Origin of the sequence: Vibrio sp. UCD-FRSSP16_30 (assembly GCF_001676025.1) — a bacterium.
Lineage (GTDB): Bacteria > Pseudomonadota > Gammaproteobacteria > Enterobacterales > Vibrionaceae > Vibrio.
Genome location: NZ_LZFW01000024.1, coordinates 107,850 through 131,727, shown reverse-complemented (window position 1 = coordinate 131,727; position 23,878 = coordinate 107,850). Strand labels below are relative to the sequence as shown.

At 41.5% G+C, this 23,878-nt stretch carries 13 protein-coding genes; 3 read left to right on the top strand and 10 right to left on the bottom strand.

Translation table 11 applies throughout. The features are described from left to right. Window positions 1-614 precede the first annotated feature (614 nt). The 4 genes from A9260_RS10910 to A9260_RS10885 form a co-directional block, all read right to left on the bottom strand. Window positions 615-1,004: a hypothetical protein gene (locus A9260_RS10910; RefSeq protein ID WP_156684079.1), complete on the bottom strand. Its 390-nt coding sequence runs from the start codon at window positions 1,002-1,004 to the stop codon at window positions 615-617. A gap of 856 nt (window positions 1,005-1,860) precedes the next feature. Next, entirely contained in the window at window positions 1,861-8,175 is a 6,315-nt protein-coding gene (locus A9260_RS10895) for an RHS repeat-associated core domain-containing protein (RefSeq protein ID WP_068698898.1), read from the bottom strand. Window positions 8,176-8,411: 236 nt separating this feature from the next. Then, entirely contained in the window at window positions 8,412-8,948 is a 537-nt protein-coding gene (locus tag A9260_RS10890) for an acyl-CoA thioesterase (RefSeq protein WP_068698896.1), read from the bottom strand. 153 nt (window positions 8,949-9,101) lie between these two features. After that, complete coding sequence (locus A9260_RS10885; protein WP_068698894.1) at window positions 9,102-9,992, bottom strand: LysR family transcriptional regulator; 891 nt, start codon at window positions 9,990-9,992, stop codon at window positions 9,102-9,104. Between the two features lie 155 nt (window positions 9,993-10,147). On the opposite strand from A9260_RS10885, the gene A9260_RS10880 reads away from it, so the two are divergent. Next, window positions 10,148-10,453 carry a monooxygenase gene (locus A9260_RS10880; protein WP_068698892.1) on the top strand — a complete coding sequence of 102 codons (306 nt, stop codon included), beginning with the start codon at window positions 10,148-10,150 and terminating at the stop codon, window positions 10,451-10,453. Between the two features lie 613 nt (window positions 10,454-11,066). Here A9260_RS10880 and A9260_RS10870 read toward each other — a convergent pair. From A9260_RS10870 to A9260_RS10855, 4 genes are all read right to left on the bottom strand, one after another. Continuing rightward, window positions 11,067-12,557, bottom strand: coding sequence for a DUF4041 domain-containing protein (locus tag A9260_RS10870; protein ID WP_068698890.1), 1,491 nt, complete (start codon window positions 12,555-12,557; stop codon window positions 11,067-11,069). A gap of 361 nt (window positions 12,558-12,918) precedes the next feature. Next, on the bottom strand, window positions 12,919-16,590 hold the full coding sequence (locus A9260_RS10865) for an SbcC/MukB-like Walker B domain-containing protein (protein WP_068698888.1): 3,672 nt from the start codon (window positions 16,588-16,590) through the stop codon (window positions 12,919-12,921). After that, window positions 16,590-17,810, bottom strand: coding sequence for an exonuclease subunit SbcD (sbcD, locus tag A9260_RS10860; protein ID WP_068698886.1), 1,221 nt, complete (start codon window positions 17,808-17,810; stop codon window positions 16,590-16,592). Before sbcD ends, A9260_RS10865 begins: the two co-directional genes overlap by 1 nt. Window positions 17,811-18,005: 195 nt before the next feature. Then, window positions 18,006-18,596: an outer membrane beta-barrel protein gene (locus tag A9260_RS10855; RefSeq protein ID WP_068698884.1), complete on the bottom strand. Its 591-nt coding sequence runs from the start codon at window positions 18,594-18,596 to the stop codon at window positions 18,006-18,008. 516 nt (window positions 18,597-19,112) lie between these two features. On the opposite strand from A9260_RS10855, the gene A9260_RS10850 reads away from it, so the two are divergent. Both A9260_RS10850 and A9260_RS16720 read left to right on the top strand, forming a co-directional pair. After that, window positions 19,113-19,799, top strand: a complete 687-nt coding sequence (locus A9260_RS10850; protein ID WP_068698882.1) for a hypothetical protein — start codon at window positions 19,113-19,115, stop codon at window positions 19,797-19,799. A 117-nt stretch (window positions 19,800-19,916) separates the two neighbouring features. Then, the gene (locus A9260_RS16720) at window positions 19,917-21,563 is read left to right on the top strand and encodes an SgrR family transcriptional regulator (RefSeq protein ID WP_197485263.1); all 1,647 of its coding nucleotides are present in this window, start codon (window positions 19,917-19,919) and stop codon (window positions 21,561-21,563) included. 125 nt (window positions 21,564-21,688) lie between these two features. Here the strand turns inward: A9260_RS16720 and ssb are convergent, their stop codons facing one another. Together ssb and rmuC are read right to left on the bottom strand one after the other, a co-directional pair. Further along, window positions 21,689-22,195 (bottom strand): single-stranded DNA-binding protein, encoded by a 507-nt coding sequence (ssb, locus tag A9260_RS10840; protein WP_068698880.1) that lies wholly within the window; start codon window positions 22,193-22,195, stop codon window positions 21,689-21,691. A 72-nt stretch (window positions 22,196-22,267) separates the two neighbouring features. Further along, window positions 22,268-23,872, bottom strand: a complete 1,605-nt coding sequence (gene rmuC / locus A9260_RS10835) for a DNA recombination protein RmuC (RefSeq protein WP_068698878.1) — start codon at window positions 23,870-23,872, stop codon at window positions 22,268-22,270. Window positions 23,873-23,878 lie beyond the last annotated feature (6 nt).

Sequence of the window (23,878 nt, the reverse complement as noted above, 5' to 3'; positions counted from 1 at the left end):
ATTCTAAGTGTTCATCTATTTCTGACGAAGCTTATTGTGTAGGGCGAACGCATGATTGAACACATATCGACCAATCATGCGCATCATATCCACAAGACGCCGTGAACTCATCCTTGATGGTTTCATAGTGCCCTCCATACAGTAAAAAGTTGTTCCTATAATGCACATTATTGTTCAAATAACGTTCGTGACCTCTCTCTATTTTGGTAGGCATATGAAGTGGTTTATTCCTAAATTGTCTGAGGAATCTCGGATATAAGTATAAGCATTGAATTCACTAAATAATTTATATCTACCTGATAGATATATAATCGACTATTACTCATCATTACGTCCTGAGGTCATTATTACTTAACCTTATAACCAAAACATAAAAAGTAGCAACTAATAATAAACACAATATTTTGAAAAAAGAAGCTATATATGCCATACCCCAAGCAATATATTTACCTCGACCCAATGCCTCACCAGTAATAATCAATTCATATAACTGAAAAGAAGCGATAAAAATTACTAAAACCAACAATATTCTAATTAAAATTAATTTATTTGCTGACACATAAATTACAGTAAGTTTCATGTCTTAAAATAACTTTTTGTTAATAATAAGAAAGTCATTCCGAATTTAATAAATTAAGATCATAAATTATATTTCCAGGAACTTTATCAATTGTTGCGAAGTTAATCTTCCACTGACTATTCTTCTTTTTATAAACCAGTAGTTTTAAGTACGTGGCACCTTTCTCTAAGTTCATTTCAATATATACGTTGTATGAGCGATTGGAGATTTTCTTTACTAATAAGATACTGTATTCTTCATACCTACCAAAAGTATCCTCCAGATCTTTTATGTATTGACTAAATTTAGGAGGTACACTTCCAAAAACTCTTTCACTTGCTTGGAGCAGAGGAGCTTCAACAAAGTTATTCATTTTGCTATTAATGTATTTTTCTATTGAGTCATCAGCTTTCCCTCCCCCTGAAAACCCAAATAACAAGAGCATAAATAAAAACCTATTTATCAACATACTAAAGATCCTTTTTTATTAATAAACACTAAAAACAGATTATATTATAGTAGTATACAAAGGCTAGACTAAAAGAGTAATAATAGGTACTCCCTACATGAGAACAGCTTCAGGCATTAAATAAAATCACTTATCTTCACTCTAATTAATCTTTTAAAGTAGTAGCTATTTATTTCTAAATCCAAATATTAAAAAATAACAAGAAACAAAAACAAACGAAGAGTATTTCAATACAAACCCTATATAACCTAAGTCCCATGCCTCATACTTGTCTCTATTGGGAGTAACCCCCGTAACTATTGCATTATACAATTGATAACCAAAGAGCACCATAAATAACAAAAGAATAATTCTTATCAATATCAACTTATTATATCTCAAATAAACAACAGTGAACTTCATTTTATAAAATCATCCTAATTAAGCTTAATCATAAGCTTATTTTAATGAACATAAAAAGAACTATTAGAGATTTATTGGTCAATGAACAATGTATTCTTTATAAAGATCAAAAGTCTATTCACATCTTTTATTTGATGGTTAAACTATAACACTTTATTTTATATACATATTGCAAGTTTAATCAAGTAGACTACTTCCTCTTAAATCCAAAAAATAAAAAATAGCAACTCATTGTAATGAAAACTATATATTGAAAAAAAGAAGCTATATATGCTACACCCCAAGCTTTATATTTCCCTCTCCCCAGAGTCTCACCAGTAACAATCAATTCATACAACTGAAAACTAACAAGACATATAACTAAAAATAACATCATTCGAATTGCAATTAATTTTTTTATTGTTACATAAACAACAGTTAACTTCATAGTTTAACAATCTCCTTTCAATGAAGTTATTTTGCTACCAAGGTACTCTTTCACTACTTCCGTAACACCATCTATTCGATCATTAATTTTTTTCACAAAATCCCCTATCCCCTTACCTATGGTTACTATCGGCCCTAGCAATTTGGCTGGTCCAATATTCGCTGCTACTTCATAACTTATTGCTTCAACTTTATCCTGTTCAAGCGTCGCCTCTAATCCCCCCAAAATTGCACCACCAGCCAGCAGTGGCCCAGAAAGCGCTCTGGTTTGAGGTATCGCTAAACTCATAACTCCCAATGCGGTGAAAGTTTTTGAAACAGCACTATAATATTCTTTCAGCTTTGTTACTTCTTCCTCCGTCATTTCAAAGCTTTTGCTCTGATATTCCTCAGTCGTCCCGTAACTATAATTAGATTCCTTTACCTCCAAATAGGTTTGATAAGCCGCCAACCCAAACGGATCCACCCAGAAAAACGGATTACCACTCACATAACCATAGGACATTTGTTGGTTAGGATCACGTAGCAACATATCGGTATTAAGACTTGTTGCTTTTATTAGCTCATGTTGAATTTCAGTTGGGAGGTATGTGTTCTTTAAACTCCAGAAGTCAGGCTGGATAAAACGACTGTTGTGCGGGTTGTACCAACGGGCGTCTAGATTGATCTGACCTGTACTGCTTTCGGTGTACCTGCCTGTGTATTGGTATGGCATTAGTTGACCTAATTGCTTGTTTGCATTGACACCCGCATTGGCTTTCCAAAAAGTTTTATCATTGTGCTTACGATATGTTTGACCGAATGGGCTGTAGCCTAGTCGCATAGCAGAAGTACCAGTGCTGTCTAACACGTGAATAGTGCTACCTAATCGGTCATGATGATTGTAAAGATGGCTAGTGTCTGCACCCTTAGTGCCACTGGCTTGCACTAGGCTTGATGTCGAATCATATAAGGATTGATGTAGTACTTTGCCATAGGGAAGATCTGAACCAGGTAACAAAGTCAGAGATCTAAATGGAGCAAACCCTGCATCGCTATCTCGCCATTGGCCTTGCTCTTGGCGACCATCGTAATGACTATATAAAGTGCTTTGATTGAGTTGTTCGGACTGATTCGAGTTGCCATTTTGTTTGATGGTAGTTTGGATTGTGCGCACTGTCTTCACTCTGCGAGATCTAGCATCATATCCATACTGAACGCTTGAACCATCAGGGTTTATCACTTCAGTCATTCGGTTTAGCGAGTCATGCTGATAGCTTTGCACTTCATTGCCATTGCTAATACTTGCCAGATTGCCGTTAGCATCGTACTGATAAACAAAATTATGAGAGTCGCTTGATTCATCATTGTCACAGCTACTATCGTCACAAGAAAAACCGGGCAGTCTATGTCCTTGCATCTCTACTAGCTGGTTGGCTTGGTTATAACTGTATGTATACACGGTTGTTTTTGTCTGTTTTTGCGTAAGGTTTCCTACATCATCCCAGCTAAATTCAATGTCGTCTTGGTTGGGATAATCAGCGCTGACGATTCGATTAACTTGGTCGTATTCAAAATAAGCCCATTGATCGCTATCACCCTGTTCCGTCTTCCTGTTTTGCGCGGTGACATTACCCGCACTATCGTATTGATAATTAAGTACCTCGATGGTATTCCAAGTGTCTCGCCAGCGATTTCCTTTATATTCCTGTTGTTCGATAACAATGCTGACAATACGACCGACTGCATCATAGTCTAAGCTTCGACGGCTGCGGTTTGGGTAATCAATCTGTCGAAGTTGACCGCTTGCATCGTAACTAAGCTCAAAAGTAAGATTGCCGTCAGCTGTATTGCGCTCAAGCCTTACTATTTTTCCCTCGGCATCGCGATGATAATAAACACCTTCATCGCTTGTAACTTGGCTATAGGTTCTTTCTCCGAGTGTATTGTATTCATAGTTAAAACTTTGCCCTAGCTTGCTGTTATCCACCTGAATTAATCGACCTGCGGGATCATAGTGATAATTTTCCGCTAATTCAGGGCCGTCAATTTTGGCAAGACGTCCTAGTCCATCGTAGTTCAATACCTCGCTATGCCACTGCCCTTGATGGGCGTATTGACGCTCAATGACATGACCTCGCTGATCATATTGAAAATGAATATCAGTATTTTGTTCAGGTTGATAAGCATGTGTTATCTGCCCTGCTAAATCATAGTCATAGTGCCATTGCTCACCTAGCTCGTTAGTAAAGGTGGTTAGCCTTGCCATATCGTCATAGTCAAATGACTGCTGAGTACCTACTGCCGAGGTGATGCTTGTTAACTTGTTTGCGGCATTGAACGCATATCGAGTGACGCTATTATTTGCCTGTTTGATCTCAGCGATATTGCCGAACCCATCGTATTGATAACGGGTTGTCTGATTGAGTGGGTTAGAATAATCCGTCACCTGATTGCGGAAATTGTACTCCCAACGCTCACTGGCATTAAGCGCGTTTGTTTGATGAGTTGTCCGCCCAAGTGCATCGTATTCAAAGTGAGTTGTGTGACCTAAAGGATTAGTTTGAGAGAGCAATTGATCAAAAGCATCATATTGTTGCTGTGTTTCTTCACCTAAACGGTTGGAGATAACTGTTGGTCTACCGGCATTATCTAAGCGAATATGAGTCATATTGCCAGTAGCATCTTTAGCGCCAATCAAGCGACCTAATGAATCTAATAACCTATGTTGGGTATGGCCGAGTGGGTTACTGCTCGAGGTGAGTCGCCCCATTTCATCGTAGGCATATTGAGTCGGTGCGTGATGCCCGTTTTCCGGATCAATAACCTGGACGATTTGGTTATCGGCATTATAAGTATAATGCCAGCGATAGCCGTCACCATCGGTATAACTCACTGCATTATCATTGTTGTCATACTCCCAAGACTGTTGATGTCCAAGGGGATTGACTTCGGATACTTTCCTGCCAGCCATATCATAATAAAACTGATAAGAAGCGCCGTCAGGCATCGTCATGGAGCTTAATAATCCTAAGTCGTTATAACGGTAAGTATTCACGCTACCAAGGCGATAATACGGCAGTTGTTCGGTTAACAACCGTCCTTCACCATCGTAGGTAAAGTAACTCTCTCTAGATTGCTGCCCTTGGGTTGCGACTATTTCAGCTGTCATCAATCCTGCAAGATTGTAATGCCTCAATACCTGACTGCTATCTGGGTAGATAATGGATGACAGCAAGCCCTGCTGATTGTATGTAAACAGCCAGCTTTGCTCTGCCGCATCATTGTATTCAATTAAGCGTCCAAGCAAATCGTAAACTTTGTTACTTTGACGATGGTTGCCAAGCAACACAATACTTTTGTCTGTATCGGATTGAGTTTGTGTGACCACCAGCTGACTCGCTTGCTGATTGTATTGCCACTGAGTTTGCAAGCCTGATTTATTGATGTGTAAGGTTTTACGCCCTAACCCATCATATTGAAATTGCTCAACACCTCCCTCTGAGTCTGTAATTGAAACAACCTGACCGAACACGTTGTATTGAAACAGATATTCGCCACCACTGACGTCGCTATAAAGAGTTGGGAGGCCTTGCCAATTATAATCATGGCGAATGCGATCTTGAGTGCTGTTAGGCATTGATACAGACAGAGCAAGCCCCAACGCATTTGGCGTAAAATGTGTCGCATTTCCATTGCCATCGTTACTTTGAATAATGTGCCCAAGCTCGTTATATCCATATTGATCTACATACGCCGCCCGCTCATGATCATAAGTGGCATATAGTCTTCCCCCATCATCATAATAATGCTCCACCATGTTGCCAATTGAGTTAGTTGTGGATTGCAGTTGGCTGTCAGGATAATACTGAAAGTGGGTGGTACTTCCTAAACTATAGGTTTCCGCAATGTGATTACCTGACGCATCATAGGTATACGATTTACTGACCTCTGTTCCCTCTATAGAAGAGTGAATTAACCTATTCCGTGAATCATATTGGTATTGCCACACTGCGCCATGTGGAAGTGCCACCGACACTAAATTATTTTCTGAATCATAACTGTACTGAGTAAGGTGTTCGATCTCTCCCGTTAAGGACGGCATGAGTACTTTCTTGGTCGCAACTTTATTTCTTGGCGTGTAAGTCAGGTAGGTTTTAACACCAGAGAAGTCTTGTTGGTAAGTGAGTAAACCATTGGCATCGTACTGTAGGATCGATTCACGACCTAGCGGGTCAATGATACGTGTTGGTGAATCTAAATCTCGACCGTCGTCACTGTGGTATTCATAATGTGTCACGCGCCACTGCTGCTTAGGAAGAGCGCGAGAGCCTTCTGCAACTTTTAATATTCGACCTATTTTGTCAAACTCTGTTTCTCGAATGTACCTTTGCTCTACGGGCGTGTGAGGATCAAATTGTTCAATGCGAATTGGGTATCCTAAATCGTCATACTGATATTCAGTGTAATTACCCACTTCATCAATGCGGCGAATCAGCACATTATCAAGCCAATGCTCTTTCACCACTGAGCCATCCGCTAATTCGATACTCTCTATTCGGCCTGCACTGTCATAAACAAACTGCGTTTCATCGCCGACATTATTAATCGTTGAACGTATTCTGCCTGCTTCATCCCGCTCTACATCAGTGCTGCGCCCTACTGGATCGGTTGTCGATATCACTCGACCATACAAGTCATAACGGTAAAGAGTGGTGTGTCCTAATTCATCATATTCAGTTATCAAGTTACCTTTATCATCATAAACCTTGTTAATTTCAGTTCCGTCAGATTCATACACCTTAGATAAAATTTGATTGTGTGCGTTGTACTGATAACGGATGCGAGTTTGGTTTCGGTTTATCACTGTGGTGGTTCGATTTGCGAAATCATACTCATAGCTAAACGGATTACCGGAAGGATCTATCTGGGTATCAACCACCGTTTTGTTGTCTTGCTGGCGATAAAGATAAAATGCGCTATTACCTTCACCATCGGATTTCACAGTTAAGGCTAGGGGGTTGTCTTGATAAGTATATTGGTAATGATGTTTGGCACCATTAAATTGGACAACATCACTAAGTTTTCCAGATTGATATGTATAGCTATGCGTTCGTGCTTCTTGATCGGTAATTTTCGTTAAACGATTGTCGGTATAAGTAAAAGAAACCGTTCGCCCCAACTCATCGAGCATACGTATTGGCTGTTGCTGGCTATCTCGATAAATAGTCACGCTACGGCCATCATTTTGACTGACTTTAACTAAGAAGCCTTGATAGTTATATTGATAGGTTACCCCCTTGGCAGTAGAGACAACAAACAACCCATTTTCATCAATTTGTAAATGGGTATTGTGTCCCATAATTGGTGTGATACTTGATGTTGATGGCTCAACACTGAACAGCTTTCTACTGCCGTTGGGAGCGACCCATTTTAACTTATGTAGCCCAATCTCATACTCTTCTGGATAAGCCGTATCCACTACATAGCGGTTGCGTTCTCGATAATAATCAGATTGTTGATGCTGGCTTGTTAACTCATTAATCTTTGTTTGAATCTGATCTCTACTCGCAACATAAATTGCGCGCTGCGCCTGCAGTTCAGAGATGGCCTCTAACAATTGCTGCTGTATTTGTTCTTCATTGTAGGCCAGGCGGTCTTTGAAAGAGTTGCGTAATTCATCAATACCTTGGTCAATACCATTAATAATGGTTTGATATTGATTCGCTGATGCTTGGTTTAATTCAATTAAGGGTTGCATATCAACATCCACCCCCCAAATAATTCGGCTATCTAAAGAGGAGTGCCAACCCGCACCTAACGACCATGCAGAGCCTTGGCTGATACGATGTTGCCTAACTAAAGAAAATACAGGATGGGTATAGTCAATTTCACGCGTTATTTTGCACCCAGAGTACAATTCAACAGGACAATCACTTTCGTTCCCTTCGGCGCTTGTTTCACTGACTTGTTGCTGCTGTTGTTCATTATCACTTTGTATGTCAGAAGTTTGGGTATCAGCGGCAATCGCCTCTCTATCTGCCTCCAATCCTGCAACCTCTGCTGCGTCGATAGTGTTGCCGGTAATATCAGAGATTTCCGACGCAATGGCTTCTCTATCCACATCAACAGGGTCTGGGCCAGAATCGTCATCAAGCTCGCCTCCGTTATTGTTACTACTATCGTCGTCATCATTATCTGGAATATTGGGTTCATTAGGACCGTCACACGACAAGGCTCCCTGACATTCAGTTAAGATTGATATTTCAACAGCATACGCATACTTACCTGAATACTCTAATAGGAAAAAAGCAACCAATAATCCAAACAGTTTTCTCATACTCTACCCAACACAATCCAATGATTTGCTAGTCAGTGTAAGAAGCGTGGAATAATTACGGGTTTGATATTGTTAGATCTGGATTCCAAATTTTCGCAGTTTGCGGGGCAAGATTTGAATAATTTGAACTAAGAGACCAAATGATGCTCTAGCTCTAGCTCATATCGTTAGAAGCCATAGAATACTCAACAACAAACATATCAAGATCACTTGATATAACCAATATTGTTATCGTTTCATCCCTCCCCCAATGGCGGCCAAGGGCGGTGTTGTTCTGAATCTATCCACTCTGTTACCCAGCGGGGAAGTTCGCCGAAGGTGTTGGTTTCTCCCATGGCTTCTAATACTTTGTGTGGTGGGACGATACCATTTTTTGAGGTGACGCCAGCGCGGATTAGGGCTGATGAGCAGGGTTGGTCTTTTACCCACATGGATTGTTCTACATAGAGCCATTTGTCGTCAAAGCCGACGCATTGGGTGTGGATGGTAAGGTGATTGAGTAAGTGGACTCGCTTTCGATAGCGGATTGAGCTTCCTGCCACGACTAATGCCCAGCGGTTGTCGGCCAGTGCTTTTATGAGTCCACATCGAATGCCTAGTGCTGTGCGGCCGAGATCATATAGGGTCAGTACTCGGCCGTTGTTTAATTCGTTAAATATGTCCAAGTCCCAAGGGTGGCAATAGAATTGTGTACTGCTTTTGTCGCTGATTTTTAGTGATGCTTGTTTTTTGGCTTGCCATGTCACTTTTGCGAGGCGAAAAAATGGATACATTTACGTCTCTCCCTGAGCGTATCTTTAAACAATAATTGATATGGGTAGCACTACAAAACGCAGTGGTCAGATGAGTGTAGTCGCAAACGGTTAAAACTACGAATTAGCGCTTAAGTTGCTTGGTGATTTGGCGAAGATATAAACAAAAACCACTTATCTAGAGGCTGACTCAAGAAGCAATTCATAAAAACGTTTTGTGGCAGTCCCCGTTTTTGCCCCTTTAGGTAAAGTCAGATGTAATGGAACCTGATAACTACCGCCATTTTCGACTTTCAGCACAATCAGTTTCCCACAGCCTCGGTTATCAACAATATGCTTGGGCAACCTGCAATAACCCACACCTTGCTCTACCGCACTAAAGGCATGGTCGAAATTATCAACCGTAATGCGCTGACTCGATTTCAACCAACCCACATCTTTTTTCTCACCAAGCTTTTCAACCGAACCTAAATCCCTCACCACAATTTGTGGTAGCATCGAGAGCTGATTGAGCGATATAGACGTCGCCTTAGTTAACGGGTGTGAGCTCGCCACAACAGGCTCCATCTCGGTAAAACCAAAGGCTTCCGCAGGGTAATTAGTTATCGGTAGATTAATGATGGCTACATCGGCCAGTTCTTGAGTGACCATTTGAGTAGTCTTCGATAGCGAAGTTTCTACCACTTGTATCGATGTACTGTTGTTTTCAGCTAGAAAATTAACCATCGGTTTATAAATTCGCTCAAGACAGCACAAATGATCAACTGCGACCACTATTTCAGACTCAACCCCCTTTGCTAACTGTGCACTGATTAGCTCAAGTTCTCGCGCTTGTTCTAGCATGCTGTTAGCCCTGCGCAATAACGCTTTACCGTCTTCAGATAACACCGCTCTGCGACCTTCAATCTGAACCAACGATACGCCCAGTTGATCTTCCAATTTTCTCAACGCATAAAGCAGAGTGGTATGGCTCTTATTTAGTTTCAATGCCGCAGCCTGAATGCTTCCAGCACGATCTAATTCATAGAGAGTTTGCCATTGGTCGAGAGTTGTCTTCAATCTCATTGGTCTAAAATCCTGACAGTTAATGGCAGTATTATGAACTTTTCTGTCTGTTTTTTACAGGTAATATATATTGAAACAGGCAATCAAGCCTTTGATGTTGGCGATTTGGCCATAGGTCTCAGCGCAATACCAAGTATCTATTTGGAGAAGTAACCATGAAATTATTACAAGTCGATTTTGAATTTAACGGTCCATTTGGCGAAGAGATGTCGAACGCACTCGTTGACCTAGCAAAGTCTATCAACAATGAACCGGGTATGGTCTGGAAAATCTGGACAGAAAATGAAGCCGAGAAATTGGCCGGTGGCATCTACCTTTTTGAAGACCAACACAGCGCAGAGACTTACCTAGCAATGCATAGTGCTCGCTTAAAAAAGATGGGTGTGGATGAGGTTCGCGGTGTAATTTTCAACTTGAACCAACCATTAACTGCCATTAATAAAGGCCCGATCAACGGCTAATTCAGGCGTTCATTTCTAAGTGAAAATAGAAATAATGATAAGGCCTAAATATTATGGATATTACATGTATAAGAAAAATTAGGCCTAACCTCATAAAATAACTCCTGATGTAAATCGCACGAAACACGTAATGGAGCAGATCTGAGCTAGCTGGCACTTTTTGAGAAAAGTGCCACGAGTAAAACTTCAGGTCTATGGAGTCTCTGGACATTTCTGTTTACCGATTTTGCTAATTTAGTAAATCACGGATTATCTAAAGTATGGGAAAAGTAACGCCCGCTTAAACTGTGAGTGAACGTGTACCATGTTTGAGCGTTAGCGAGCTCGGTACGCGTTTGCGAATCAGATTTAAAGCGTTTGTTATATTCGTTGTTTGATAGTCCCTAGAATATCAAAAACTTCTGTCCCTTTTTGGAACTTGTTATCAATCTCATACGCCATCAGTTCGAGAGGAGCATTATGGTAACCTAAACTGCTAACCTCACTAATATAGCGTGTAATAAAGCCTTGAACCCCCAACATTGACCATTGAGCCACATGAACTAAATGTCAGTTACACAGAATCTGTTACAGCCTCTGGGTAACTGTCAGATCAGACCTGAATTAGCACACGTTAAATGCTCTCAGCAAATTCAGGTTGCTTCGCCTTAGTTAAATCGGTGATAGCACCAAGCTCGACTGCTTCTTTCAACTCAGCTTGCTTGCGCATTGCTTTAGTTTCATTGAAGTCCTGTGCTACAGCAGTTTCGATGAACTCAGCATCATCAATATCAAAGTTTTTAACAGCTTTCTTGATGTCAGATAGATCCACTTGGAAAAACTCTTTACGCCTATTCACCATGTTCAGACGGTCATTATCGAATACGCGATGCAACTCTTTCTCAAGAGAAGGTGCGTCAGTGGTGTGGATCATTGCGTGAACATCAAAACTGAATGGTACTGAAGCGTCACCCAACTCCTTGACCCGATCCATTGGTTCAAGTCGGCGGGTCATACCAATCTTATAAACGTTTTCTCCAAACGAGCCAATATTACTAATAACATAAACGTGACCTTGCTTGGTTTGCTCTGCCATACTCTGTGCACGTTGATGCTTTTGCTCTGCGGATTCAAGATCAGACTGTAACTGTGCGATCTGTTCTTCCAATTTACTACGGGCTTCGTCATTCGCTGACTCAAGCTGTTTTCTAGCGGTCAGAAGGGCTTTAGAAAAGCGGGCTTCTTCTTTGATGGCTTCTTGTTCCGCTTTCTTGATCTCAGCTTCAATCTTCGCTTCTTCACGCATTTGAGCCTTAATTTCAGCTTGTTCTTCTTTCTCTGTTTGTTTCTTATCTTTGTGCTCGTGAGTCAGGCGAAGTTCCTCAATTTTCAATTGCAAATACTTATTTGAAATGACAATCATGTTGGACTCATTCAGCTTATTAATTGCTTCAAAGGCTTTATTAATTCGCGCTTCCATCTTGACGACATTTTTCCAAGTACAGTTGGCGATGGCGGCTTCACATTCGTTGTTGAATGCACGAGCTGTGAGCCTAATGCCTCGGTCAGTCATCTTCTTACCTTCAACTTTTGAGTTACCTACCGTCCACTCAGTGGTGCAGTAAATGGCTCCAGAGGTATCCTTCAGGCGAAGAAGCTCTTTTTGACGCTCTTTGCACTCGCGGATTTTATCTTTAAATTTCTCCGCAGTGTCAAAGTCAAAGTGTGGTTCGTAGAAGCCTAGCTCTAGCAACTCAACATCATCGTCATAAATACCTATTTTATGGATGAGTGAGTCATATATGCCTTTCTTTTCTTTGTAACTCGACTTGAGTTGCTCAATATCATTTGTGACTTCAAGAAAAGCTGTATTGGCTTCGTCTTGGCGCAATTTGGATGCTTGATCTCGAACCTCAATCTCTTTATCCACATTGATGATGCCAGAATATTGCATCTCATAGTCAGCAAGTGCTTGAGAAGCCTTTTCGGTTTCCTGTTTGGAATCTCCCAGTTCTCGTTTTGTAGATTTAAGTCGAGCAATAAAGATAAAAAGCACTATAGCTAGTAGTGCAGAAATCACTATAAATGGTAGCGGGGGTAAATTTGCGAATGCTGATTGAGGCATTATCACTCCTGATTAAAAGTTTCAGGTGTAGTTTAACAGAATAATTCGGAGGTATTATGCCATTGTATTTTTTAAGGTTATTAAAATAAAAGGAAGGCAATAGGGTCACATCTTACGTTTTGCCACACATTACTTTTAGTATGTCAAAACTAGCTGCCGAGCTGGAACGTATTTAGAAGCGAAACAAACTTTGGGCATAAATAAGCTTCCGAATATCACCACTATCCCCCCCCAAATCCACAAAGAAAACACGGCACTTATTAGCGCCATGCTTTCTTGCAGTTTATCCACATAGTCTTAGATATTAACCATTACAATTGGTGTTACGCCTTTAGGGATTCATAACATTGATAAATGACTATTAAACTGAATATTCTCGGCTTAGCTCGCTCACTCCTAGCCCACTGCGTTTAGAGACTTTGATTTGTAGGGGTATGCGCTCTTTCATGGCTTCTACGTGGCTGATCACGCCAATCATTTTTCCTGATGCGTTTAGGTTATCCAGTGCATCTAGCGCAATATCTAAGGTCTCGGAATCTAAGGTGCCAAAACCTTCGTCTAGGAATAAGGAATCTATGCTGGTTTTATGACTGACCAGATCCGATAAAGACAGGGCTAATGCTAAGCTGACTAAGAAACTCTCGCCTCCAGATAATGTCTTGGTGTCGCGCTTTGCATCCCCTTGCCATGTATCTAACACTTGCAGGGCTAAGCCGTCATCGGAGCTGCGTTGTAGCTCGTACCTTCCGTGAAAGCGGGCTAAATGTTTATTGGCTAAATAGACTAAGTTTTCCAAGGTTAACCCTTGAGCAAACTTTCTAAATTTGTCACCTTTGGCTGAACCTACTAGCGAATTAAGATGGGAAATATCGTTAAATTCTTGCTCGAATTGTTCAATTTCTAAGATCAGATCTTTTAAGCGCTCTTTATTATTGGCATCGGTAGTGCATTGCTGTGCTAACTCCCCTTGCCTTTTTAACCTATGTTCGATCTCTGTTGCTAATAAAGCCGCTTTCTGTTCAATTTCAATTTGCGGGGTTAATTCCCAGCCTTCAGATTCTAAAAGTTGTTGGTGAGTATCTACCGCAGATTGAGTGTTTAAAAGCAGGTTTTTTGCCTTTTCCAAAGCTTTGTCACTTAACGAAATGTCATGCACCAACTGCGCTCGCTGCTCTTTAGACAGCAGCGCTTGCTTAAACTCATCTACGTGAATAAAAGGACTTTGTGCTAACTCATTATCTAAAGTAATGCGCCTAGCGCTAACATCTTGAGCCCACTGTATTTGCTGGGTTGCCATGGTCTCTAATTGACCTGAAAGCTTGCTGACACTGGCTTGGCAATCCTCGCTATTACTGGCTAACTGTTTAAGTTCGGCTTGCTGTTTTTCTAGCTTAATGCGCATTTGCTGCGATTCTTGCTCGGTGGACTTACTGCCAAATAATGCACTGCGCTGCTTTTGATTGTCTGAAAGCTGGTTCTCGATTTGCTGTAGGTTATGTTGCTGTTGATCCAGAGCACTATTTGCCGCTGCGACTGACTCTTTAGCGGCATTAATTTGCACGGCTAACTTGTCGCAAAGCACTTGTGCTTCACGTACTTGTTCTGCTTTTATCGACCATTGTTTAAGGTCGCTATGTTTATTAGTGAACCATGCCGTCAGATTGGTTTTCGGCAATTCAAACCCTGCATGAGTCACTTCTCGCTCTAGCTCTTTGAAATACTCTAAGCTTGCATTTGACCACAGCTGAAGATCTTTTTGCGCCGATTCGATTTTACTCTCTAATACACTAACGGTATTTTTATGACTATTTTGTGTTTGCTGCGCATCAGTCACAGTCACTTGATGCTGTTGCAGTTGTCTATTGAGTCCATCTCGGATCTTTTGCAGTTTCAGCAATGCCTGTAACTGGGTATTGATCTGATCTTGGTGATGTTTATTGTCAGCAATTAACTGCTTAACACTTGCCTCATCGCCCAGAGTTAGAGCCAGTGAATGCGACTGGGTAAACGCTTGCCATCTTTGCTCTAGCTTTTGGCGTTTATCCAGCAACTGAGGTTGTCTTTGCAAGGTATATTGTTGATGACTATTTAAAGTATCAAGCTGGGTTTGTTGCTGTTTTAGTAAGGTGGTTGTTTGTGCATGTTGCGCTTGAGTCTGTGTAAGCCTTTGCCCTAACTGCACCACATTAACGTTATCTGCTTTATCTAATACAGGATGCTCAACAGAGCCACACAATGGGCAGGCCGTTTGATTATCAAGTTGCGATCGATACTTGGCAAGTTCACTTTCTTGATTAAGAAGTTGGGTGATATCTTTAATGCTTTGCTCAAGCTGCGCCAGTGTCTGCGAGCTCTCATTGACCAGTTGTTGTTGAACTGTAATTTGACGGTTCTTTTCCTCAATATCTACACTAAGTTGCGCAAGTTCACCGCACGTTTCACCATAAATCCTATTACCCTCTTCTAGCTTTAGATAATGAGGGTTATTATCCTGAAGGGCTTTCAGTTTCGTTAACAGTGAGCTTTCATCTCCCTGAGTTAATGCGCTGTCCAGTTGCTGTTGCGCGCGATTAAGCTCACCCTGCTTTTGCTGTAATTCATTACCAAGTGTTGCTAACTGAGTGTCAGAAACCTGCAATGCTTGACGCTTACGATTAAGCTCATCATTGAGTTGATTTAATTGCAGTTGTGATTGCGCTTGTTTCTCTTTTGCATCGCGATATTGAGTGTTCTTTTGTTGCCATAACGCTAGCGAGGTTTGCAAAATCGCGTCGCTCGCATGGGTGTCCAGATATAACTGCCCTTCGGCTAGAGATGCTGCGCCCTTAGTCATTTCATTCAGCAAACCAGCCTGTTTTTTAATAAGAACCGCTGCCCCTTGTTTAGCCTGTTCTGTCTGTTGCTGTTGCTCTTTTAAAGCGATTTGCTGGGTCTGGATATGAGTATCGAGCGGTACGACTTTTTGTTGAATCAATTCACGCAGCGCAGTCTGTTGCTCTCTTGCCTCATGCAACGCCTGCTCTGAGTGCTTAACATTTGACTGTAATGGCAGCAATAGTGCTTGTTGGGTGGTTAATTGACTCTGGTGATCTTTGATCTGCCCATCAATACGTTGCTTTTCACGCTGCGCATTATCCCACAACTCATAACTTGCCCGCATGCGTTCAGCCGGTTCACTGCGTTCGAGTTTATCTCGATTTGGCTGCATTTGTTGATGAGAGACTGTTGTAGCATCCAGCGCTTTTTGTTGCACTGTCACCTCTTGTAATAACTGGTGTTGCTGTTTCCACCAGTTAAGCTGATTTTGATAGACACCCAACTGAGCATTTTGCTGCTTGCTGGCACTATCAAGCTGAATGCGCTCATCTTGTATTTCTAGTTGCTGCTCTTTAGTTAGAAGAACCACCCCATCCGCTTTTGTGTTGAGTTGATCAAGCTGGATCTTAGACTGGCTATAACTTTGATGAACACGCTCTGAAATTAAACCATAAATTTCAGTGCCGGTGAGCTCTTCTAACAGTTCCGCGCGGTCATTGGCATTGGCATTTAAAAACGCGGCAAATTGACCTTGCGACAACATCATGGATTTGGTGAATCGCGAGAAATCTAAGCCCGTGATCTCATTGATTTGATCGAGTTTAGTTTTAACTTTATCTGCCACAATTGTGCCTGATTCAACCTCGGCTAACTCCACGGTCGCAGGTTGTAATTTGCCATCGGCTTTATTGCGTGAACGGCGCATGCTCCAGTGTGCTCGGTATGCTTTGCCTTTCACTTCAAATTCAACCTCGGCGCTGCAACTGGCACTGCCACGAGTCATGATTTCATTATTGGTGGTGGAAATGCCGCCAAGACGCGGCGTTTCGTGATAAAGCGCTAAACAAATAGCATCCAAAATGGTGGTTTTGCCAGCCCCTGTAGGGCCGGTAATCGCAAATAAACCACTTTCTATGAAAGCCTCAGATGAGAAGTCAATTTGCCACTTTCCTTTTAAGGAATTTAGGTTGTCGAAGGTAAGACGCAATATTTTCATTATTGTTGCCCTTCTACGTCTAAGACTATCTGTTTAAATTGGCTGGTGATTCTTGCCGCTCTAGCTTTGTCTTGCTCAGTGTCAAAATGTTCCATTGCCAATCTTTTGTTAAACACGTCAATAGGGGTTAGCTCTGATAAGGTTTCTGTTTGCTGTTGTGATAACGTTTGATTTTTCAAGGTGCGAGCACGGCGCAGTTGCAGCACTTCAATGCTGCGCTCACCGATTATTTTCTCCACCGCTTGTTGCAGATCGGTCAGATAATCTTGCACTTGTACTTCTATCGACAGCCAAATGCTGTGTTGATCTGGCGGCGTTGGTAGTAGTTCAATCTGTTGCTGTATTTGAGTAAGATCGCCCTTAATAAAGTACATAGGCTGAAAGGATGGGATCGCTTTAGCTTCTATATTGATAAGCTGACTGGCATTAAATTCCACCAGCACGACCTGCTTTTGCGATTTTAGCTCATCAAAGCTGAGGTAAATCGGTGAACCGCTGTATCGAATATGCTCTTTTTTCGCCACTTTTTGTGGTCGATGAATATGGCCCAGCGCAATGTAATCTGCCGGCGGAAAGCCATCCGCGGCAAAGCCATCTAAACTGCCAATATAAATATCACGCACAGATTCGGATTGACTCACCCCAAGCGCAGTTAAGTGACCGGTGGCAATAATTGGCACGTCAAGATCAAGCTGCTGACGCCTTTCTAGCGCTTGCTGATATAAATAGGCGTAATGAGATTTTATCGCCTCGCCCAGCGCTCTTTGTTTATCACTGCCAGACTCACCAGCAATACTTTTTAAGACATCTCTAGGGCGAATAAAAGGCACCGCGCATACGATAGCCCCTATGCTTGCGTCTGCGTTTTGCACATCTAAAATTTGATTGTCTTCACTGGCACTGGCGATGACCTGAGTATGCAGTTGTTGTAACAGCTGCTTGGATTCATTTAATACTGCGACCGAATCATGATTGCCACCCAGCACGATTAACTGGCAATTGCGTTTATACATATCAACCACAAATCGATTGTACAGCTCGCGCGCATAACTTGGCGGCGTTCCGGTATCAAACACGTCACCGGCGATGATCACGCAATCCACTTTTTCTGACTCTACGGTGCTGAGTAACCAATCAATGAATTGTTGGTGTTCGTGAAGGCGGCTTTTTGTGAAGAAATTCTGGCCAAGGTGCCAATCCGATGTGTGCAGTATTTTCATTTAAACCTACGAGTGAGAAAGGTAGCGTTAGCTATGGTAACGAAAAATCAAATCAATTGAGAGTTTCAGCTTCTAATATTTTCATTCCGTCATATATAACCGTTCATTACTCACATTATCGTATTTAAAAAGCATAAAAAAACCCCAAATACCGAGGTACTTGGGGTAAGTAATATCTGTTAGTTTTAGTAGGCGTTATTTAAATCTATAACCTACATCAAGCATGAATTGGTCGGCTTTAAGCTCGCCCGAGAACTGCTCTGAATAGCCTAGGTTTGTCACTACGTGTTGACCAAATTGCGTTTCGATACCCAATGCTCCAACCATGCCGTCATCGTGAGCATGAGCATGATCGTTATGTGACTCAACTTCTATGCTGTCCCATGCCCAACCAGCTGTTAGGTAAGGTTTAATTTTAATGCTTTGAGTCGCTTGGAATGGGTAGCCTACACCAAGAGCGGCCTGGTAACGCTCTAAATCCGCTGTAGTGGTTTGAAGATTACCATGTTTATCAGAACCATAAGCAATATCATCGGTGGTGTGTGACCAACGAAAATCTGTAAATAGGTAATCTCTTAAAGAAGGAACAATATAACCTCTTGAAAAGATACTATAGCCGTTCAAGGTGTTCCCATGTATATTACTGTCCTGAGCGTAACCCGCCCCAAGAGTAATACCGGAGAAAAAGTTTGTGTCATCAGAACTGGTTGTATTCCCTGCATCTGCAGCACTTGCATACCCAGCAACTAACGCAACACTCAAAATCGCCCACTTAAAATTTCTCATTTGTGACTTCTCCCATAGATTTGATAGGAAAAAGTATACGATCACATCCATACTTAAAAAGCGAACAGTGATCTAACAGCTGTTCCACTTTTAGCCAGCTGGCTCGTTCAGCACTATATACACTTTAGGTAAACACCATGAATAGCCTTAATCGCACAAGAAGAACTCGTATCGGCAGACAATCTAAGCACAAGCAACGCATGCAACAAAAGCAGCATCGCAGTGTGTACCATAGTTGGTGTCAGAAAAAAGAGTAATTATATTTCAATTTTGACTTGAGCATTTAAGTAGTAAATTTTATCGTTCTAAACCAATAAAATTGTCTGTGGTCGGCTTTCACAGACAATTTTTCATCCTTGTTTTTTCTATATTCCCCTCTCAAATTGAGACTTCACACTCAGTTATTTTTGTCATTGTATAATTTAAAACCAGAACACCTCGAGAACGACTCTTCCTCTTTTAATTTTTGTTCGTTGCATATAGTGAACCTATCGAAAGAATATATTTAGGATCACTATGAAAAAGTTAATGTTAGGTGTCATCGTAGCAAGCAGCCTAGTAGGTTGTGCTTCAAACGCTATTATGGTTAAAGCAGACGATGTAGCAGCCCAACCTGTACTTCCAGTTTCTGTTGACGGTAAGTTCGGCGGTTTCGGCGATGAAGGTTCTTTTAAAGTAGCGGACCTATATAGCGGTCGCTTTACTCGTGACTCTTCAAAATCTAGCTGGTTTGGTGTTGTGGGTTCAAGTAAAGGCGGCATGGTTGCACAACTTGATAGCAAAGATGGCCAACACTGGAAAATCGAATGTAGTGGCAAGCAATCAGGCCTAAACTTAGGCGGCATCGACTTCTCTGGTAGCGACCCGTTCAAATGTGACATCACAAAAGATGGTACAAGCGTTGGTAGTTACCAAATTACGGCTAAACGTAGCTTAATGGGTGCAAGTGAAGAAACTGGCTTTGTTACTCTTAACGGCACCAAAATTGAGCTTGCGGCTGTTAAAAAAGCGCAAGGTTCAGCATTCGAAGCTGGTGAACCTCTAGGTTATGCCTTCACTATTGATGGTAAAGAAGTTGCTGATACTCAAACTAACGGTTCTATCAGCATTCAAATGCTACCAGATCTAACTCAAGCACAGCGTGACACTATCGTTGTCGGCAGTATCGCTAGTGCACTAAGCTGGAGACCAGAAAATAGCTAATATTTTCTGTAAACTGCTTAATCAATAAGGGATGCACTGCCCTGCATTGACCCTTATAATAGATGAACTATTGTAATATACAGTAGTTCATCTTTTTTTTACTTTAAGTTAATGATAATGACTGAAAAAACCAGCAGCACTATTCATCTCAATCGCCTCAAACAACTGGATCGTTTTTTCGGTACGGAAGCCACTGTCGTTGATAGCCAAACATTAGCTCAAGTCATGTCATGTTCGACTCGGAACGTGGCTAAAACCATGAAAAACCTACAGCAACTTGATTGGATTGATTGGACTCCCGGCCGTGGTCGAGGCATTAAAACCCAACTGCAGGTTAAACGTTCTTTTCATGAAGTCTTGTGTGATGTGATAAAAGAATATGTTGCGAAAGGGGAACTGAACGAAGCTTCTCGATATGCTGATATATTTCAATATCAAACTGTTTTTAAACAGCATCTTCCTGATTGGATAGCTGAGCTCTCTGATGGCAGCGAACGCTCAGATGAATTGATTTCTTTAGTGCCGTACACTCTTCCTCAATGTCATCCTATGTATATGCAAGATCGCAATGCGGGCATGTATGTTACGGTTCTTTTCGATACCTTAATAAAGTTTGATAAGGTACACAAAACTTTCACCCCTCACCTTGCGCATCAATTTTATCAAGAAGGGTTAACTTATCATTTTCGTATTCGTCCCGATATATACTTTCACAACGGGGTATTATTAACCCCTGAACATGTAAAAGAGTCCTTACTTGCTCATCAACATGAGTCGGTTATTGCACGGGAGCTTTACGATTGTATTAAAGAGATTTCGGTTGAAAAGCAATGGATCGCTATCACCCTAAAATATAATGACCCTATCTTTTTACATACTCTTGCTGATATACATGCTGCCATTTTCCTACCCAATTTAAGCGAGCCAGAATACCCATTTGGTAGCGGCCCTTATTACTGGGGAAATAGAACTGCCGATCATTGGAGCCTACAAAAAAACACTCAGTACTTTGCTCAGCATGGCATATTAAGAAAAGCGGATTTTTGGCATGTGCTACGAACAAACAAAACGTCTGTAGGACACCTATTCGAAATTGAAGAGTTAGATACTAAAGTTCAAGATCTGCATAATTTACATACCACTCAATTAGGCACAAAAAGTTTATGTTTGAGTCACAGGCTAGATACGCATGCGCGTAGCGCTATTGCAAGAGTGTGTCGTCAGCTGCTATTAAGTCACTACAAACAAAGTCACAATTTATGTAATCACCTTTTTTTACCAGAAAAGTATTCCTTACCAAGCAGTACTGATGATTCTGAGTTGAAAGTGGATCTTCCTCAGTCAATTAAAGTGCAAACTAAAGATTATGATGATTTTCAACACTTATGGCAGCGTTTTAGCGATCTTGGGGTGCAAATTAACTACGTCGATGATCTCAGCAAAGCTGAATTATGGGTCAATGACTTTTTAGTAGGTAACGATGGTATTCTCGACCATTACTATTGGATGCTATTGAGTGAAGCTGCGCTTAATTTACTGACTCCGTTTAAACGCCAACAGTGGCGTGAAGAGGTTCAGCAAAGTCCTAATACTTATCAAATACTAGGGCAATTGGAGCTTCGTTATATCACGCAAAATCGCATCGTGCCATTGTGGACAAAATCCATTTCTTTCCAGCGACATCCCAACCTTAGAGGAACCGATGTGAATAGTCTTGGCTTTATGAATCTATCGACAATTTGGTTTGATAACCGCAACAATTGATACTTTTCAGCGCAGCAGATTCACAGCATAGCTACTGAGAACTTTATGTGTTCCAACACGATACAGTGCAGATTTTGACGTATTGATTTACATCATAAATGTAAATCAATACGCTCTAAAGGATGCTAAAACGGAATGTCATCATAATCATCAGGGCTTGGTGTGAAGCCTTCTGGCGCTCTACCTTGATTCACAGCTGACGATTGCTGAGTATTTTGATTATATTGATTTTGTTGATTTGCTGAATTGTCATACGAAGCGCCTTGCTCACCACCTTGCTGGCGAGAACCTAGCATCTGCATTGTGCCATTGAAGCCTTGCACAACAATCTCTGTGGTATAACGCTCTTGTCCTGATTTGTCTTGCCATTTACGAGTTTGCAATTGACCTTCAATATACACTTGCGACCCTTTGCGCAGATGATTACCTGCAATTTCAGCAAGCTTGCCCATAACCGAAATACGATGCCATTCTGTTTTTTCTCTAGGCTGACCGGTGGCTTTATCCTGCCATGTTTCTGAGGTAGCAACCGTAAAATTGGCGACTGCATTACCATTAGAAAAATGACGTAACTCAGGATCGTTGCCTAAGTTACCCAAAATGATGACTTTATTTACGCCGCGTGATGCCATTTCATATCCTTAAATCATGTAAAACTAAACACTGTTGGATGAGGGATGAGTGCTCTCTATTCCCCCATTAATCTAATTGTTTGTTGGTGAATCAATGACGGTGAGTGTTGCAGAAGATGGGTGATATTCCAGTTCCAAGTTGGCTTTTTCCACCAATTCGGCCGGTAGCTCACGAGTCACCGCTACCCCCAACTCTTTAAACTCTGACGCTTGTTTGATTAAATTACCTTTACCGGTATGCAATTGCCCAAGCGCCCTGTCATAAGTTTCTTTCGCTTTATCAAGCTGTTTCCCTACCCCTTCCATCGACAATAAAAAGGTATTCAGTTTGGAGTAAAACTTCTCGGCGCGATTAGCCAATTCTGCGGTATGTTTATTCTGCTCTTCAAATCGCCACAGTTGCTTAACGATATTAAGGCTAGTTAATAAGGTGGTTGGCGTAGCCACTAATATGTTTTTCTCTAAGGCTGACTGAAATAAATTTGAGTCCGCTTTTAGCGCTTCCACATACGCAGATTCAATAGGAATAAACATCACCACCACTTCTGGCGAATTAAGCCCTGGAAGTTTGCTGTATTCTTTGGCTGCTAATTCATTGATGCGATCACTCACCGCATGAGTATGCTCACGTAAAGCGCGCTCTCTCTCTACTGCATCTTCTGCATTCACATAGCGCGTGTAAGCATTCAGTGAGGTCTTTGCATCAATCACTAAATGCTTTTTCTGTGGCAGATAGACGATAGCGTCCGGTCTGAAACGACCTTCTTCACTTTCTATGCTGACTTCTCTTTTGTAATCAATGCCAAGTCGCAGTCCCGAATTATCCAGAACATTCTCTAGCATCAACTCACCCCAATTACCCTGTACTTTCTTCTCGCCTTTCAACGCTGTGGTCAGTTTATCCGCTTGATCGGTAATTTCTCGGTTCAGCTTTTGCAGGTTTTGTAATTCGGTGCGCAGTTGTACACGCTGTTCGCTCTCTTTACTGTGAATGTCTTCAACTTTACTCTTAAATCCTCGTAACTCTTGATGAATAGGATTCAAAATAGAGCTCATGCTTTCTGTATTGAGTTGTTTAAAAGCTTGTCCTTTGCGCTCAAGGATCTCATTGGCAAGACGCTCAAACTCTTTGCTCAGTTCTTGTTTGCTCTCTTTAAGTAGCGTTAACTGCTGTTCAAAATGGGTTTGCTTAGTGTCTATTTCGGTATTTAGCTCACCGATTTTACCCATTGCAATCGAGTACTTCTCGTTAAGCTGTCGAAGATCACTATTGAGTGATTGTCCTCTAAGTATCTCGGTTTGTAGCTCTTCTAGCTTGGCATTTAAGTGCGCTTTAGCGGCGCTTTCTGCCACTTTAGCCTGACTTAGTTCACCATTCATTTGACGTAATGCATGCTCTTTTTCGTTCACTTGCTTGCGATAAGCATGCTCTGAAACGCGCACGGATTGTAGCTCAGAGCCAAGTTGAGCACAGCGCACTTCCAGATCGCCAATGTCTTCTTGAGCTTGCTGTAATTTTTGCAGGCTTTGTGAGGCAGATTCAGTTTGATTAATCAGCTCAGCGTTGGCCAACTCTAATTCAAGTCTTAATTGAGAAGCCCCTCGATGAGCCATCCAGTAGGAGGCAACCGAGGTAATCAATATCACTAAACCAAATATCACATAGGTTAACGTCATTGCGTT